This is a genomic window from Sphingobium limneticum (genome assembly GCF_008710155.1).
Classification (GTDB): Bacteria; Pseudomonadota; Alphaproteobacteria; order Sphingomonadales; family Sphingomonadaceae; genus Sphingobium; species Sphingobium limneticum.
The window spans coordinates 1-14,853 of sequence record NZ_VYPZ01000045.1; the positions used below are offsets into that span (position 1 = coordinate 1).

Genomic DNA, 14,853 nt, shown 5'->3' on the forward strand with positions numbered 1-14,853 from the left:
ACACTGAGTAGGTCCATGTCGATCACTCCGATGCCTCCTGACTGTCAGCCAGGGGCGAGGAAAACATGGGTCAATTCTCAGTGAAAACTTATAACCCTCCCGGGTCACTTCTCAGTGCAACTCAACAGCCCTGCTGGATATAAAGCTGTAGATTGAGATCTACGACATGCTGCAACAGCGACGGTTGCGGCGACAGCTTGTCCGATGTGCTGACCAGCACGAACGGAATTTCGCCCAGAGCTTTGCCGTTGACCAGCGGCGTGTAGATGGGACCGGCGACGATCTGGTCGTTTTCTCTGTGCCATAGACGAACCTGATAAACGCCGCTGTTGACCATCAGTTCGCGAACGGTGTTGCCTTCATCTTCAAGGAGCCTGACGCGAACAAGCTGGCGCTTGCCGCCGACAAGGCCGGGGCGCAGTTCAAGAATGCTCTCGCCGGTATAGCCCGCAACGTAGGGGCGATATCCTTGTTCGATAGCGTTGGCAGCGCTCAGGCCGGTGAAGCCGTCCTTGCTGGGGTGATCGACCAGCAGACCTGTGAAATTCGTAATTAGTGTTTCACGGATAACCCATTCGGTCAGTTCTTCCGATGTAAGGTAATCTGGCGTGAGCAACTGGCAGAGCGTCGTGATGATCGCGCTCGATGTGTTTAGCTGGTCTGGCTTGCGCTTGATGAGGCCGACCCATCCTTGCAGCGTTTTCGTTGCCGCTGGGAAAAAGCGAGTGCGGAACAAGTGAGAGAGATATGTCTCAAGATCGTCTGCGGGGTTCGCTGCGGGAAGGTAGGTCTTTCTCTTCGCCTTCACTGCTTCTTCGCCGTCTGCGAAGTCTCGGTTGCGGGCAAAACGTGGGTGGAATTTCGCAATCTCTTGGGTCGCTGAAAAAATGTCTTCGATAGGCACTGTGATCCTCTGCCAATGGCATTAAGGGGTGCGTCACTGACGCGACAAAACAGCAGCGCACGACACTGCCCGACTATTTATTCGAGGTGATTAGCGGAGACGCTTGTATCGGAATGCGCCGCCGCCACTTGGTTCGGGCTTTGCTTCCTGATGAAGATCGAGCAATTCGATAATTCCCCAAACTACAGCGTCCATGCGGTCAGGAGACTTCTTGCGACTTGCAGGACTACCCCAATCGCACATCTGGGCTTCTAGGTCTTTGAATGTGCCAACATGATGGACTTTGCCTCGTTCATACATACCTGCAACAGGTTCTGCGCGGGCAGTCTTGTCGCCAGTCCTCGTGTTGGCATTGACGAACTTCAGCGGTAGATGAGGGCTATGCTGAATGATGGTTGATTCCAACCAACGTCCACCGGCGTTGTCTTCCATCACAACGCGACTTGCGCCCCATTCCCTGTAAGCCTGCGCGATGATGTCGCAGACCTCAATAGGTGAGCCATGGCAGCTATAGTCGGCTAAGACATAAGCGTGAGCGTCTTTGCCATAACCAGCTTTACCCTGAACGGTGATACCATGAAGGTCGTTCTTGACATTGCCTTTAGTCGCGGGGTCACTACAAACGGTGATGCGGTTTAGTTCGATCTCTTGTTCGGCTAACATCGCGAGAACCAACGCAGGCCTATTGACCGTTTCAGGTCGCGGAATACGATAATCGACAAATAGCTTCTCAGTGAAGAGAGCATTCGTGTTCTCGTCGGACCATTCACCCTCAAGGTAACGACGACGAGCGCCAGCGCCCATTGTCTCCATGCCTTCGACATAATCGGGAGACAGGTTGTCGATGTTGGATTCGGTGCGTAGCTTCTGAGATACCCACTGATGCTCACGCGGCATTGCGTCGCCATCTTCGGGGTTCACATGAAGAATGAAGGCTTTGTATTCCCAGTCGCTGTAGAAGCGCGGGTTGCAATCGAAGAACATCTTGTTCTTGAGAAGTGCGCCATCCTCCGTTGTTGACCTCATACGAAGTCGGGACATGAGCGTTGAAACCTGAGCGTAACCTAGTCCGTCCTCATTACACTCGTTGAGCCAGACCGTATTGAACTCGTCACCAAGCACCTTTGAAGTTCGGTTCTCATCCAATCCGTTGAAGTAGATTTCACTGCCATTGGGCAGAGTGACCATCAGCTTAGAGTGATGAAAGCCGCCCTTGGCTTCGATCTGTTCGCGCAGGCCGGGAAAGCCTGCATCTAGGACTTCGTAGAGCGTCTTATTGAAAAGCGTCTGCTCACAGGAATTGCGGGTTAGTCGGAAGATCGCATGACGAGTGTTCCTCGCGCGAATGGCGCGCAGCAACACAATGAACAGAATAAGCCAGCTTTTACCGGAACCAGCGCCACCATAGAAGAGGTGGAACTTATTGCCGTCAGTAGTCGCGAGTTTGTATGCAGACCATTGGTCCTCATTAAAACCGTCGAAGTTGGGACGGATGCCCTTAGTTTGTTTTGTTGTCTCTCCTACCATCCACTACTTAGCAGCAGAGCGAGCAAGGCCGATGTTTTGGAAAGGTGGAGAAAAATCTCAGAACGCAGAGTGGTGTTTTTGGAAGGTAGAAAATAGTCCGCTAGCCCCCCACCCGGTCCTAGCGTTCAAGAGGGGTATATACGCCCCCTCCAATTCCTCCTGTCACTGATGCCCGCAGAGCGTCACTCGCTGCCCATAGGGCGACCCGGCAACCCAACTGCCCCTCACTAGTAGTGGTGCTGTAAGGGCATCTACGGGGATCAATGAGAAGTCGCTCTCGCTGTTGCGTGGCTGTAATGTGTGATGCAACGGACATTGCTACAGGGTTACGGGATGAAGTTCATTGCCTACTATCGGGTTTCGACGCGCAAGCAGGGCAACAGCGGGTTAGGACTGGATGCTCAACGTGCTGCGGTCGCCACCATGTTGGACGCTCCACTACTTGCGGAGTTCACAGAGGTAGAGAGCGGACGAGACAATGACCGGCCCCAGCTAAAAGCCGCGATGGATTATGCCAGCCTCACTGGTGCCACGCTGTTGGTGGCTAAGTTGGATCGGCTATCCCGTAACGCGGCCTTCCTCAATCAACTCATGGACAGTCAGGTGCCTATACGGTTTGCCGACATGCCATTCGCTGATCGGTTCATGATCGGCATAATGGCTCAGGTCGCGCAGTGGGAAGCCGAACAGATCAGCAAGCGCACGAAGGAAGCCCTAGCGGCTGCTAAGGCAAAGGGGACAAAGCTGGGTGGGGATAGGGGCAACATCGCTGCCATTGCTGCCCGTGGACGCGCCGCTAGCGCCCGTAAGCGGTCAGAGGCTACACAGACACGCGCTGCGCTCGTCATGCCCCATATAGACGCTGCTAGGGCAGCAGGCTGCGTGTCGTTGCGGGAGATCGCTGCTTATCTGAATGCCCGTCATATCACGACCGCTAGAGGTGGCGTATGGTATGCAGCGAGCGTGGCTAAATTGGTATCCAGCGATTAAACGCCGTCACCACCTGGACCCTGTATGATCTGACCATCAAGGACGACCGGCTCAAAAGTGGTTATCTCAATCTGCTGCCTGTCGCCGAAATCACGGCGGTTTGTCTTGCTCATATGCCAGCGATTGTTGTTGGCTATCTCAAAGTCCCTCGACTTGTCGCCGGTGCTGAGAACGCCACCGCGTAGGACATTGTTGTTCACGCTGTAGCCTATCATGCTGAAAACCTGCCACGCCTTACGCATGTCATCCATCAGCCGCTCATCTTTCCTGATCCAGTCTCCGACTGTATAGACGCTGGGCATATCGTCCGTGGCACATACCTCAAAAAGGTCGCCATAGCTTGCCACGCAGGCCAGAATGCGTTCCCACTTCTCTTCGGTGAATTTAGTAGGCTTACCCACTTTGCCTTTAACGGCAGTCTCCACCAATGCGCGTGTTTCCTTGGCCCCAGCAGCTAACTCCTGTGCAACTGCTTTCATTGCACGGCTGCGCTTAGGGTTGACCGTCTTAGTTGTTTCAGTGATTTTTTCGTCCATGCATCTATTTAACGGATAGGCGCGGTTTTTAACTGCTTGGTGTATCTACTCCCACGACCGGCTTCAACTTCACTTCGCCATTAAGCGACAGCGAGAACCCATGTTGCAATCCGATTAGCTGCCTTGATAGTCGGTAAGCCGCCTTCACATGCTTGTCAGCGCTGATTATCCCATTGAAGAAAGTAGCTTCCGCCGCAACGTGCATATCGACCACATGATTGACCAGCTTATCTGTTGCCGCCGATAGGTTGCCTTGCTTTAGCCAAGTCATGAACAACACTGTGATGCAGATTGCATACCGATGTAGAAAGTAGTGGACTGCATCAGCCTTCATCACGGGTCGCTTATCCATCGGCACATTCACTAGGTTGAATAGGTTGCCACTGATTGTGTCCATCAGTTCAAACAATTTCGCCTGCGTGGAGTAGTTCTGCAAATAGCCGCCTTTTATCTCGGCTATCTCGCTCTCATTAAATTGCTTCTTCGCGTATTGGAACGTAGGCAAAAGATGGTGAATGTCTTTACCCAAATGATCGATGGAATTTATTGCGGTTGCCTGATGCTCTCTTAGCTGGCCCATGATTGACGGGTTGTCGTCAGCTTTCACTATGTAGTCATACCATGTGGGAAAATATCTGGATTGCTTGTCGTCAATCATTGCCCGCACGTCTTTGGCGCTCCTGATCTGGCGACTGAAACTCATAGGGAGTGCTCGTAGTGTCAGGATTTGACGAGGATACTTACGGGCAATTCTGAAACTCTCAACGATAGTCCGTTCAGGGTTCCGCTTGTGCATTTCCATCATGATATTGTCGCTGATGGCTAACTTGTTGGCCTTGCTTCCATTCAAATAGGCTTCAAGTTGTGGCGTTCTGAGTGAGTTACTATCGGCGAGGAATATCGGCATAAGCCATGTTTATATTGATCGTTGTTCCATGTCCATAATGTCGCGAGATTTGATCCATACTTTGGGCAGGAAACAATAAAGCCCGATAGTCCAATGCGAACTACCGGGCCTACAGCGCGACCTGCTGCTCAATTGCTTTAATGTCGTTCGTTCGTAAGAGCGACTGAAAAAAATCATAACACCTAAATTGACTTTGGAGTCGCGAGATTATCTATGACCATGAGAACGGGACCGATTTTCATCTGCTTATTCGTTTGATCGTCGTTGACATCCTGCTTAGAGGCCATCGCGACAGAAAGGACGATCCATTGAAAGCCCAGTGGGTCTTCGATCAGGGATTGCTTTGACGGACTACTGATTTTCACCTTGATAAGTTCCTTTTCGGTCAGGCGAACTGCGACTATGCCCTTGACTTCATCCGGTCCGTAATAATGCTTCTGCCCGTTGATCTCGCGTGTAAAGCAATTGCCATTCTGAAATGTCCAGTGCTGGTCGATCGCTAATATCCGGCGCGGATCAATCTCGTATCCAATTAAGCGGCTGACAGCATCTTGTGGATCGCCATCAACAAAGCCAACCCATATCCGCGTTAACGTCGGGTCGTTCTGAACTTGTGCGTTGCTGGACCTGACTATCTTTGAGAAAGCCTCAGCACCCTTCGATACTAAATCATTCACCATCTTCTGCTCAGGGGTTAGCTGCTCGTCAGTTTCGGATTCCTGGCTAACTTCGCTTGCAAGATCGGCTAACTGCTGGAAGTCTTCTTGTTGGTTCAAGTCAGTAGGTCCGTTGCCCCAATCCCACATGCCATCTTTCTGTTGCTCGGTCATGCTTTTGTGCCTCCAGTCTGTAAAAGCTGATTCTCAACGTCTTTGGCAACTTCTGCCATTAGTTCTGCAATCGGCGCTTCTATGTATGTTGCGTTTTGGGCTTTATTTTTGGTGATATTGTCGCGGGTCTTTTGCACGATCATGTCGGCAGTTACGGTTTTGAAGGCTTTGCCATCGTTTTTCATCTGAACAATGTATGCGACAGCATCATAGTTCAGATTTGAATATGGAAGCAGCTTGGTGGACTGGGCCTGCTGTAACAGGGATATGCTAGTCCATATATCGCCCGTTGGGTCGTTTATGAGCCTACCACCGTATAGTTCATCTACTAGCTTTGCTTTCATAGCCTGCTTCTTAGTCAATCGGGCAATCACTAAGTTGGACAGCTTCAGTTTTCGATAGCGGCTAACGTCTTGAAGGCCTTTAAAGTCCGACCAATGATAGAGGTTCTGCTTTTCTGGTATCGTGCCGAACATGCCCATGATGCGCTTATTCGTGGTCGTTGGCGGAGTGCCGATATAGATTACAGGGGTATCGTTTGGTGACTTTATGGACGCCAGCCTTGAGACCCAATCTGCTTCGAACTGGTCAATCTCTAGTTCAAGTATGTCGAAATAGGCGTTTGCTTCATCAAGCCGCCTTTGCAGTTCGATCAGCCTGCGCTTCCGTTCGTCAACTGGTTTATTAAGGCTTGCGGGTTCACCTTCGTTACCCCAATCCCAAATGTCGCCGTCAGTCATTCTTCGTCCTCGTCTGAAAATACGTAGGCGCGCAGTTCCTCAATCTCTGCATCCGTTGGTTCTTCCTCAACGGGATCAGGTTCGACGCCTTTGTCTGATTGGATCGGTAAATTGCTATCTAGGACCGGGAAGGCCCACCAGCTTGTTGGAGCGGTCATCGTGCCTTCGAATGTCACGACATACCGGCTTAGGCTCACGCCGTTATCATCAGGCGTCCAATAATAGTCCGAGAGCTTTTTGCCGTCATCGAGCAGAAACTCGGCAATTCGTAGGAGGCCTAGATTGTCACTTTCCTGATCTATCCAGCTTTGGATGCTCTGTAGGCCATCGGGCAATACCACTACTGGTGGATAATGCTTGGCCCTTGCGGCAGCGAGCAGATGGAAATTGAGCTTCGTTATGTCCTGTGGGGGCATTCCCAGCGCATTCAGGACGAGGCGCATCTTTGTCGCGAGGGGTTTATCGACGGCCTGCCGCGAATGGGTCTGGCAGTTGAAGCACGAATATCCGGCGCTGCCATCGGGAGCGAGGAACAGCGCTCCACGACCGCGCTTATCGGCGGTATGGCCTTGCTGGACGCAGATCGGGCAGTCGAACGTGTATCGCGTTGCCCCTGCGTAGGAGCCGCGCTTTGCTCGATGGGGTAGGTGGTTTAGGATTGCAGTGTGGATCAGGCTCATGCCCGACCACTAGAAGTGGATCGGTTAAAGCCTCGTTATTGCATGGCTAATTTGAGCATCAACGCTGCGTTCTTGTCTTCCATGACGACAACGATTTCTCCACTCTCCGATAGCGGGTCGCAATTGTTGTAAACGATCAGCGGCGCGGGATAGCCGTTGTCGGTCAGCCATTCCCTTGCAGCCCGTTCCTTTTTGAACGCCATCCATTGCTGCGGGGTTTGAAGCGCGCCAGTGATTGGGTTCTCCGCTAAGTGGCCGTCGCAGATCGGGACAGCGAAATGGATGAAGGCATTGTAGGTTGGCTGCTGGTTCATGGGAGCAAATCCCTGACGGCTTTTGTGAGAACCCCAGCGGCACGATAGGCGCAATCGCTAGGGCCATAACAACGCACATCGGTGTCGTCATCACTCTCATGTTCAATGACTATGAACACATTAGCGACATTGCCGACTTGCTCAATCTCGTCTGCGAGGTCGCGTAACATCGCCACGATATTATCGGCGGGACGAATGCCGACTACATTGTCCAGCACGATCATATTGCACCACCGTATTTCAGCTTCCAGAGCATATCGGCTTTACCGGGATCAAACTCGTTGAAGTCGCGGGCGATGATGTAGTGTCGGGCTAACTCTGCTGCTCGTATTTCACAGGGTTCTGCCGGACTGATGTTTCCCCATTCTGCGAGGTAATAGTCTGGGTCTTTCATATCTCGCGGGTTAAATACATCCTCTGACATCATTCCTGCTATCTGATCTACGGCAGCTTCAAACGCTTCCAATAGGTTTGCGAGGGACCATCGTCTCATTTCCTCTTTCATAGTTGCTAGAACTTCATCGGGATTGCTGCCGAGCGAGGAAGCTGACTCCCACTCGCCTCCGTGCAATTCGGTCATACGTCACCCCCGAACGTCAGTTTGAAGAGCGTAGCTAGGTTCGCCTTGTCGGTAATGAGCGTCACAGTGCGACCAGTAAGGATTACGGACATTTGCTGCGCGTCTGCGAAGTCGATAATGGCTTCTTGATCTTGCTCGCGTGGCTTACCTGTAAAAACGAAAAGAGAGCGACCGTGCATGTCGCGTTCCTCAAACCTAAATGGTACTACATCATCGAATAATCGACCTGCGGGTTTAAATGAGCGAACCGGTACGGTGGAGGTGAAGCAATCGGGGTGTGCATCCCATGGATGCCCAGCCTTACAGCTTTGGCAACTGCAACAGAGAGGCTGAGTTTGAACGCGCATCATGTGTAATCACCGTCTTTACGGACTGCTTTACCGGCGCGCCATTGTGCAAGTTCTGCAAGCCTCTGTGCCTGTCCGACCTTGGATGAGCTTATGCCACGGTAGTCCTTGCCGGTAGCTAGATGCGCGTCCAACGCCTTTGCAAGGATGTCGGCTTTGTTGATTGCCACGCCGATGCGATGATAAATGTGCAGAACCACAAGGGCTGCGATAGATGCAGTTAAGAATGTCATAGTAGTGTCCTCCTCTCGAACCTACTATTTATGGTTTTTGACCTATGCAGATTTCCTACCTGTCAACGTCAAAGAGTGGATGATTACCTAGTCAGGTGATTGCATACGATAGGAGTAGGCGCTGTTGCTTACGAAGATCGGAGTTACACACAATGGTTGCTTTTAACCCCAGCATGATCGTCCCCGTCGCGAAGTCGGCTGAATTTGCATCGGACACCGGGCAGGAACGCAACGCAAAGTCCATACTGCTCGACGGCATCACCAAGCAGATCGCACTGTTCAAAAACCCAAGCGAAAATGGTCGGCGCTGGTTCACCATCGGCAAGACGGAAACGAAGATCACACTTCGCGTCAACAACCAGCCCATCAAGATCGTTGGTGACGAAACCAGCGTGGTCGTGCCGTCGGAGCATTTCGAAGCGGCGATGAACCACTACGCCAAGGAAATCAAAGATGGAAAGATGGACCCGGCGTTGGTCGAAGCCGATGCAGGGATCATAGCGCGCCGGGACAAGCTGCGTAAAACCCGCGAGGACAAAAAGAAGACCGCGTAACTCTTCCAACTTCCAACACAGGGGCGGCCATTCGGTCGCCCTTTTTTGTTGAACTGTTAACTTATGTCGGGCAGTTACGCTCCATACCAAAGGAGACTGTCATGGCGAAGATCGACCTAAGCAAATTCATCGACAACAATCTCAAAGCTGAGTTTGATGCGAAGCCCTATGATGTGTCGAAGGACCGGGCAAAGCTGATTAAGCGTTTTGAAGCAGCGAAGGTCCAGTTCACCACTGGCGGGAATAGCAAAGCCCCGAACAAAATGTGGAAAGCTAAAAACGGCGTCGTTGAATTTAAGGCCGCAGTTAGCGGCGTCAATCTGACCGTCAACGGCACGACGACTAACTACATTCCTGAAAGCCAGTTTGAGCCGTTCCTTGATGCCTTGGTCGCAGCCACCGAAGCAGGTGAATTTGATACCGCATTCACTGCCAGTCGCGTTGCTCCATCAGGAGCCAGCAAAGCAACAAAGTCTGCATCAACTGGCAAGCTGGATACGCTGACGAAGGTCAAGCAGAGTGCAGGGCGTTTGCGTAACACCGGTGGCAAAAGCCCGTCAGACATTCGCGAGTATCTGACCGAGAAGGGCGTTGCAGCGGATTGGATCGATGCTGCGATCAGCAATTTGAAGTGACATTAGAAAACCCCAGCTTTACCGGGCTGGGGTTTCCATTGATCAATAAGGATGCTCGTCTAAGCACTTTCGAGCAATTGTATTTATGCTCTGAGGTGCTGCAACCGGCGCGCTTCGCTGGCATACTGGCTTAGGGTTTTATCCGCTTTCCAATACAAGTCCTGCTCCATACGCAGGCCACCGGGCAGCTTTACGCTTAGGACTTCCTCTAGGTCCAGATAGCCCATTTCCGGCGATCCAAATCCCAAATCCACTATCCCGAACGACAGCCCGCTATCCGGGTCTTTCTCCGTCACTAGTATTGTGGCCGATCCGATGGGGCTGAATATCTTGACCACCGGGGTTAGGTCCATTTCCCCGTTTGTCCCCTTGACCTTTAGCTGCTCGGTCCAGTTTGCCTCAAGCAGCGCTAAGTCGGCTGGGCGTATAACTTCGGTGTAGTCCATGTAGGCACTTCCCTCTTGGTTGATGTGCCTCAGAACATGCAAAGCCTTTCAGCCAAAAGAGCAAGAAAATAGTGGTCCGGCTTGTGGTCCAATTATCTCGTGTGAGTGTCAAAGAGTGGATGATTACCTAATCAGGTGGCTGCATATGCTGTTGGAAGGAGACAGTAGATGCAAACGCAGATCGACCTCAATGCACTTGCCGACTATGTAGAAACCACTTTCGACTACCACCCCGACTTCGAAGATGATGCTTTCGCCTTCTCGTTTCAGGGAGTGCGTATCTACTGCGAACGCAAGCCAGCCTGTTTTGATCTGCATGTTGGTTCTGACCTGTTGCAGTTGCCACGCTGTTAAACGCTGTCGCTGATCCCCGCAGACGACCTTCGAGAACAAAGAAGCCCTGGCAGCAATGCTAGGGCGTTCTTACATCTGGATATTGGGGTAGGGGCTTACAGGGCTTGTCCGCCGATGCACTTGCCGGTCGCATCAAATTCCCAAACTGCAATGCTGGCTTCGACAATGAATGTGCCATCAGGGCAGATCATGATTTCCTCGACAATGCGCTTGAGCGCTGCATTGGTTCGGGTTCGGGCATAATAGCGCACATCGGCATCGGTGCTGTTGAGGCTGTCTCGCAAACTGGCGATCATTTCGGCGTCCTCAACTTGGCTTGGCTTGCTGCTCTCAACAGCGCGGGCTTCGTGCTGTTTCTTCAATTCGGCTTCAAGCTGTTGCACATCGGCTTCCAATTTGCCGATGCGTTGCATGAGGGTTTTTGATCCGCCATCGGCAAGGGCATCTACGAGGTTGGATAACTGCTGGTTAGCGTGCTCGATTTTTCGGACTGTCTCAGCAATCTGAATGTCGAATTGATTATTATAGTCGGGATCGGGCTGTTCGGAAATGACCAGTTGGGCAAGTTGGTCAAGGACTGCTGTTTCGATCAGCCGATAGTCCATGATTTTACCATTGGTGCAGGCATGTTTGCGTCGATGACGGTCACATCGCAGATGTTCCGATGCTTGCACCTCATAGACGCGAGGTTCACCAGCTTTAGTGATGTAGCTCCGCGTTGATGGCACACGATATTGGTAGCCTGCGATACCCTGACATTCTGCGCATATGACCATCCCGGCAAGCAGGTTGCTCATTTTGTTTGTGTCACGGCCACCGCTGCGCTGCTTGGTCGAGCGCATGGCTTGGGCTTGCAGGTATTTGTCGGTCGTGACGGCCTGTGGATAAAAGTCTGATGATATGACTTCGCCTTTGAGAGTGACAAACTCTCCAAGCACGGCACGGTAGGTCAGCAAGCGATGGACATATGGCAAATACCAACCACCGCTGCGATCTTCTCCACAATCCTGCCAGCCCGGTTCTTTTCGGTCGTTTAGCATTGTGACGATCCGATAAATGCCGACGCCGCTGATATACAGGTCATATATCTCGTTGAGGACAGCGACCCGGTGAGGGATCAGGACATATCCATATTTGGACTGCTCTAACCAAGCAGGGCAACGTCCGATAGAAACAGTGCGGTCGCCTGCTGCAATACGAGAATAGCGCTTGTTGACTGCGGCTTGGACGCGCTCACTCTTTTTGACGCTTTCCTCATGGGCAAGCTGCGCTTTCACGATGAGGCCGAACAACTCCATCATATCGGAATTGCTGTTTGACCTGTAGATCGTGGCGTCCTGCCAAGTTGCTACATCGACGCCATTTTCGTTTAGCGCCCAGATCAACTGCGCTGCGGCTTTTGCGCCCTGACGGCTTAAACGGTCGATGTTTTCGACACATAGCACTGTGCCGCTATGCAATCCCTCGCGGGCTTCTGCTTCAAACTGGAATAACGATGAACCCTCAGATCGGTTCTTCCCGCTAAATGCAGAGCGACCCTCATCAGCGATTGTGTTAACTAGGGACCAGCCTTTTTCGGCTACATACGCTTGGCCATCTGTTTTTTGGCGCTCTAGCGAGTGTCCCTTGCTTTGTTCGGCAGAGCTAAAACGTGCGTAAATTATGGCTTTTTTGGTCATAGGACGGCCTTAGCAGTGAAAGCGTTAGCTTTTTGCTACAACCGTATGGATCAGGAACACCATCAGGAACGTGACGATGGTGGTGCCGGTATTGATGACCAGTTGCCATGTGTCGGAATAATGGAAGAGCGGCCCGGTCACCAGCCACAGGATGACGGTGACGAGGGCCAGGGCGAAGGCGCTGGGCTGACCCGCCCAATTGGCGACGCGGTGCGACAGGGCCGCAAAAATCCGATCCATGATGCTATTGTCCTTTGCGAAATCGCGTCATTTATCCCTTGTTCAGCCGGAAAAGGCCATGGAAAGCGCGATGCGACCCTTTCCTTTCCGCGCCATATTGGCTGCCGCCCTTTTCGCCCTTCCTGCCTGCACTTCTCTGTCGCCCGAATCGCGGCTTCGCGCGGGGCTTGAGGAGGCCGGGCTGTCGCCGCGCATGGCCGGTTGCATGGCAGAAAGGATGGCGGATCGTCTGAGCCTGAAGCAGTTGCGGAAGCTCCAGTCGCTTGCCTCGCTCCGCAAATCTCACAGTGGCAAGATGAGCGTCGAGGATGTGCTTCATAAAGTCCGGGCCTTAGAGGATCCCGAGATTTTTGCCGTTACCAGTCGGTCCGCCCTGGCCTGCGCTTTTTGATCCGATCCGCCGATGAAGTGTGGAAGCGGGCCGATCGGCTTTGCAGACTTTACAATTTTGCAAAGTGGTTTTGCGAAATTCTCTGGCGCCTCGCTTTTGCCTGTGCTTATCCGCTGACCATCAGATTTCAGCGAAAGGGCACGCCCCATGAACATTCACGAATATCAGGCCAAGGAACTGCTGGCGAAGTATGGCGCGCCGATCGCCGCCGGCTATGCCGCCTTCACGGTCGAAGAAGCCGTCGAAGCTGCCAAGAAGCTGCCTGGGCCGCTTTATGTCGTGAAGTCGCAGATCCACGCTGGTGGCCGCGGCAAGGGCAAGTTCAAGGAACTGGCCCCCGAAGCCAAGGGCGGCGTGCGCCTTGCCTTCAATCTAGACGAAGTGAAGGCCCATTCGGCCGACATGCTCGGCAACACGCTGGTCACCATCCAGACCGGCGACGCCGGCAAGCAGGTCAACCGTCTGTACATCACCGACGGTGCCGACATCGCCAAGGAATTCTACCTGGCGCTGTTGGTCGATCGCGCCACCAGCCGCATCGCTTTCGTTGTGTCGACCGAAGGCGGCATGGACATTGAAGAGGTCGCGCATTCGACCCCGGAAAAGATCCACAGCTTCTCGGTCGATCCGGCTGCTGGCTTCCAGCCGCACCATGGCCGCGCCATCGCCAACGCTCTGGGCCTGACCGGTGACCTCGCCAAGCAGGCGTCGAAGGTTGCTTCGTCGCTCTATGCCGCGTTCCTCGACACCGATGCCGAGCAGATCGAAGTCAACCCGTTGGCGCTGACCGAGCAGGGCAACCTGCTGGTTCTGGACGCCAAGGTCGGTTTTGACGGTAACGCCATGTTCCGTCACAAGGACATCGCCGAACTGCGCGACCTGACCGAAGAAGATGCGGCCGAAGTCGAAGCGTCGAAGTACGACCTCGCCTACATCAAGCTGGACGGCAACATCGGTTGCATGGTCAACGGCGCTGGCCTGGCCATGGCGACGATGGATATCATCAAGCTGAACGGCGAATTCCCCGCCAACTTCCTGGACGTAGGTGGCGGCGCCACCACCGAAAAGGTGACGGCTGCCTTCAAGATCATCCTGAAGGATCCGGCGGTGAAGGGCATCCTGGTCAACATCTTCGGCGGCATCATGAAGTGCGACATCATTGCCAATGGCATCGTCGCCGCCGCCAAGGAAGTGAATTTGTCGGTTCCGCTGGTCGTCCGTCTGGAAGGCACCAACGTCCAGCAGGGCAAGGACATTTTGGCCAATTCCGGTCTTCCGATCGTCCCGGCGGACGATCTGGGCGACGCGGCCAAGAAGATCGTGGCGGAAGTGAGGAAGGCGGCCTGATCCGCTTTCCCGCCTGAACGATACGCCAAAGGGTGCGGGGGGGCCGGAAACGGTCCGCCCGTGCCCGTATTGGCGTTGATAAAGGAGGATGTTGAGATGAAGATCCTTGTGCCCGTGAAGCGGGTTATCGATTATAATGTGAAGCCGCGGGTGAAGGCGGACGGTACGGGCGTCGATCTGGCGAACGTGAAGATGAGCATGAACCCTTTCGACGAGATCGCGGTCGAGGAAGCCATCCGCCTGAAGGAAAAGGGCGTGGCGACCGAGGTCGTGGCGGTGTCGATCGGCGTCGCCAAAGCGCAGGATACGCTGCGCACGGCGCTCGCCATGGGCGCGGATCGGGCGATCCTGATCCAGACGGATGACGAGGTCGAGCCGCTGGGCGTGGCCAAGCTGCTCGCCAAGGTGCAGGAAGAGGAAGGCGCTGGCCTCATCATCCTGGGCAAGCAGGCGATCGACGACGATAGCAACCAGACCGGCCAGATGCTGGCTGCGCTGCTGAACCTGCCGCAGGGTACGTTCGCCAGCAAGGTCGAGGTTGTCGATGGCAGCGTCAACGTGACCCGTGAAGTCGATGGCGGACTGGAAACGGTGAAGCTGAACACCCCGGCGATCATCA

General features: G+C 53.4%; 20 protein-coding genes and 1 pseudogene. 7 read left to right on the forward strand and 14 right to left on the reverse strand.

Features of this window, described 5'->3' with window-relative positions:
• Positions 1-121: 121 nt before the first annotated feature.
• Both F4U94_RS22810 and F4U94_RS22815 read right to left on the reverse strand, forming a co-directional pair.
• A complete protein-coding gene (locus tag F4U94_RS22810; protein ID WP_150412298.1) occupies positions 122-904 on the reverse strand; it encodes a hypothetical protein in 783 nt (260 codons plus the stop codon).
• Between the two features lie 90 nt (positions 905-994).
• Positions 995-2,431 (reverse strand): phage terminase large subunit, encoded by a 1,437-nt coding sequence (locus F4U94_RS22815; RefSeq protein ID WP_150412299.1) that lies wholly within the window; start codon positions 2,429-2,431, stop codon positions 995-997.
• Positions 2,432-2,764: 333 nt separating this feature from the next.
• Between F4U94_RS22815 and F4U94_RS22820 the strand changes: the two genes are divergently transcribed.
• Positions 2,765-3,421 carry a recombinase family protein gene (locus tag F4U94_RS22820; RefSeq protein WP_150412300.1) on the forward strand — a complete coding sequence of 219 codons (657 nt, stop codon included), beginning with the start codon at positions 2,765-2,767 and terminating at the stop codon, positions 3,419-3,421.
• On the opposite strand, the gene F4U94_RS22825 is transcribed toward F4U94_RS22820, so the two are convergent.
• The 9 genes from F4U94_RS22825 to F4U94_RS22865 form a co-directional block, all read right to left on the reverse strand.
• Positions 3,418-3,957 carry a terminase small subunit-like protein gene (locus tag F4U94_RS22825; protein ID WP_150412301.1) on the reverse strand — a complete coding sequence of 180 codons (540 nt, stop codon included), beginning with the start codon at positions 3,955-3,957 and terminating at the stop codon, positions 3,418-3,420. The genes F4U94_RS22820 and F4U94_RS22825 overlap by 4 nt on opposite strands.
• A 28-nt stretch (positions 3,958-3,985) precedes the next feature.
• Positions 3,986-4,864 (reverse strand): hypothetical protein, encoded by an 879-nt coding sequence (locus F4U94_RS22830; RefSeq protein WP_150412302.1) that lies wholly within the window; start codon positions 4,862-4,864, stop codon positions 3,986-3,988.
• A gap of 182 nt (positions 4,865-5,046) precedes the next feature.
• Positions 5,047-5,694 carry a hypothetical protein gene (locus F4U94_RS22835; RefSeq protein WP_150412303.1) on the reverse strand — a complete coding sequence of 216 codons (648 nt, stop codon included), beginning with the start codon at positions 5,692-5,694 and terminating at the stop codon, positions 5,047-5,049.
• A complete protein-coding gene (locus F4U94_RS22840; protein ID WP_150412304.1) occupies positions 5,691-6,434 on the reverse strand; it encodes a hypothetical protein in 744 nt (247 codons plus the stop codon). The genes F4U94_RS22835 and F4U94_RS22840 overlap by 4 nt, the downstream gene beginning before the upstream one ends.
• Positions 6,431-7,114 carry a hypothetical protein gene (locus F4U94_RS22845; protein WP_150412305.1) on the reverse strand — a complete coding sequence of 228 codons (684 nt, stop codon included), beginning with the start codon at positions 7,112-7,114 and terminating at the stop codon, positions 6,431-6,433. Before F4U94_RS22845 ends, F4U94_RS22840 begins: the two co-directional genes overlap by 4 nt.
• A gap of 35 nt (positions 7,115-7,149) precedes the next feature.
• Positions 7,150-7,428 (reverse strand): hypothetical protein, encoded by a 279-nt coding sequence (locus F4U94_RS22850; RefSeq protein ID WP_150412306.1) that lies wholly within the window; start codon positions 7,426-7,428, stop codon positions 7,150-7,152.
• Positions 7,425-7,652: an RNA-binding protein gene (locus F4U94_RS22855; protein ID WP_150412307.1), complete on the reverse strand. Its 228-nt coding sequence runs from the start codon at positions 7,650-7,652 to the stop codon at positions 7,425-7,427. Before F4U94_RS22855 ends, F4U94_RS22850 begins: the two co-directional genes overlap by 4 nt.
• A complete protein-coding gene (locus tag F4U94_RS22860) occupies positions 7,649-8,008 on the reverse strand; it encodes a hypothetical protein (protein ID WP_150412308.1) in 360 nt (119 codons plus the stop codon). Before F4U94_RS22860 ends, F4U94_RS22855 begins: the two co-directional genes overlap by 4 nt.
• 346 nt (positions 8,009-8,354) lie before the next feature.
• A complete protein-coding gene (locus F4U94_RS22865; RefSeq protein WP_150412309.1) occupies positions 8,355-8,588 on the reverse strand; it encodes a hypothetical protein in 234 nt (77 codons plus the stop codon).
• A gap of 173 nt (positions 8,589-8,761) precedes the next feature.
• Here F4U94_RS22865 and F4U94_RS22870 point away from each other — a divergent pair, with 173 nt between their 5' ends.
• The gene (locus F4U94_RS22870; RefSeq protein ID WP_150412310.1) at positions 8,762-9,142 is read left to right on the forward strand and encodes a hypothetical protein; all 381 of its coding nucleotides are present in this window, start codon (positions 8,762-8,764) and stop codon (positions 9,140-9,142) included.
• A 101-nt stretch (positions 9,143-9,243) separates the two neighbouring features.
• Positions 9,244-9,777 (forward strand): hypothetical protein, encoded by a 534-nt coding sequence (locus F4U94_RS22875; protein ID WP_150412311.1) that lies wholly within the window; start codon positions 9,244-9,246, stop codon positions 9,775-9,777.
• A gap of 83 nt (positions 9,778-9,860) precedes the next feature.
• Here F4U94_RS22875 and F4U94_RS22880 read toward each other — a convergent pair whose 3' ends face one another.
• A complete protein-coding gene (locus F4U94_RS22880; protein WP_150412312.1) occupies positions 9,861-10,223 on the reverse strand; it encodes a DUF2958 domain-containing protein in 363 nt (120 codons plus the stop codon).
• Positions 10,224-10,391: 168 nt separating this feature from the next.
• Between F4U94_RS22880 and F4U94_RS22885 the strand changes: the two genes are divergently transcribed.
• Positions 10,392-10,577 carry a hypothetical protein gene (locus F4U94_RS22885; protein ID WP_150412313.1) on the forward strand — a complete coding sequence of 62 codons (186 nt, stop codon included), beginning with the start codon at positions 10,392-10,394 and terminating at the stop codon, positions 10,575-10,577.
• Between the two features lie 95 nt (positions 10,578-10,672).
• On the opposite strand, the gene F4U94_RS22890 is transcribed toward F4U94_RS22885, so the two are convergent.
• Together F4U94_RS22890 and F4U94_RS22895 are read right to left on the reverse strand one after the other, a co-directional pair.
• Positions 10,673-12,256, reverse strand: a complete 1,584-nt coding sequence (locus F4U94_RS22890) for a recombinase family protein (RefSeq protein WP_150412314.1) — start codon at positions 12,254-12,256, stop codon at positions 10,673-10,675.
• 48 nt (positions 12,257-12,304) lie between these two features.
• Positions 12,305-12,496 (reverse strand): annotated as a pseudogene (locus F4U94_RS22895) (low affinity iron permease family protein); the annotation flags it as partial.
• 70 nt (positions 12,497-12,566) lie between these two features.
• On the opposite strand from F4U94_RS22895, the gene F4U94_RS22900 reads away from it, so the two are divergent.
• From F4U94_RS22900 to F4U94_RS22910, 3 genes are all read left to right on the forward strand, one after another.
• Positions 12,567-12,887 carry a hypothetical protein gene (locus tag F4U94_RS22900; RefSeq protein ID WP_120252114.1) on the forward strand — a complete coding sequence of 107 codons (321 nt, stop codon included), beginning with the start codon at positions 12,567-12,569 and terminating at the stop codon, positions 12,885-12,887.
• A 147-nt stretch (positions 12,888-13,034) separates the two neighbouring features.
• Positions 13,035-14,234 carry an ADP-forming succinate--CoA ligase subunit beta gene (gene sucC, locus F4U94_RS22905; RefSeq protein ID WP_120250556.1) on the forward strand — a complete coding sequence of 400 codons (1,200 nt, stop codon included), beginning with the start codon at positions 13,035-13,037 and terminating at the stop codon, positions 14,232-14,234.
• A 96-nt stretch (positions 14,235-14,330) separates the two neighbouring features.
• Positions 14,331-14,853 (forward strand): electron transfer flavoprotein subunit beta/FixA family protein (locus F4U94_RS22910; protein WP_150411851.1); only part of this gene is annotated, 523 nt, incomplete at its 3' end.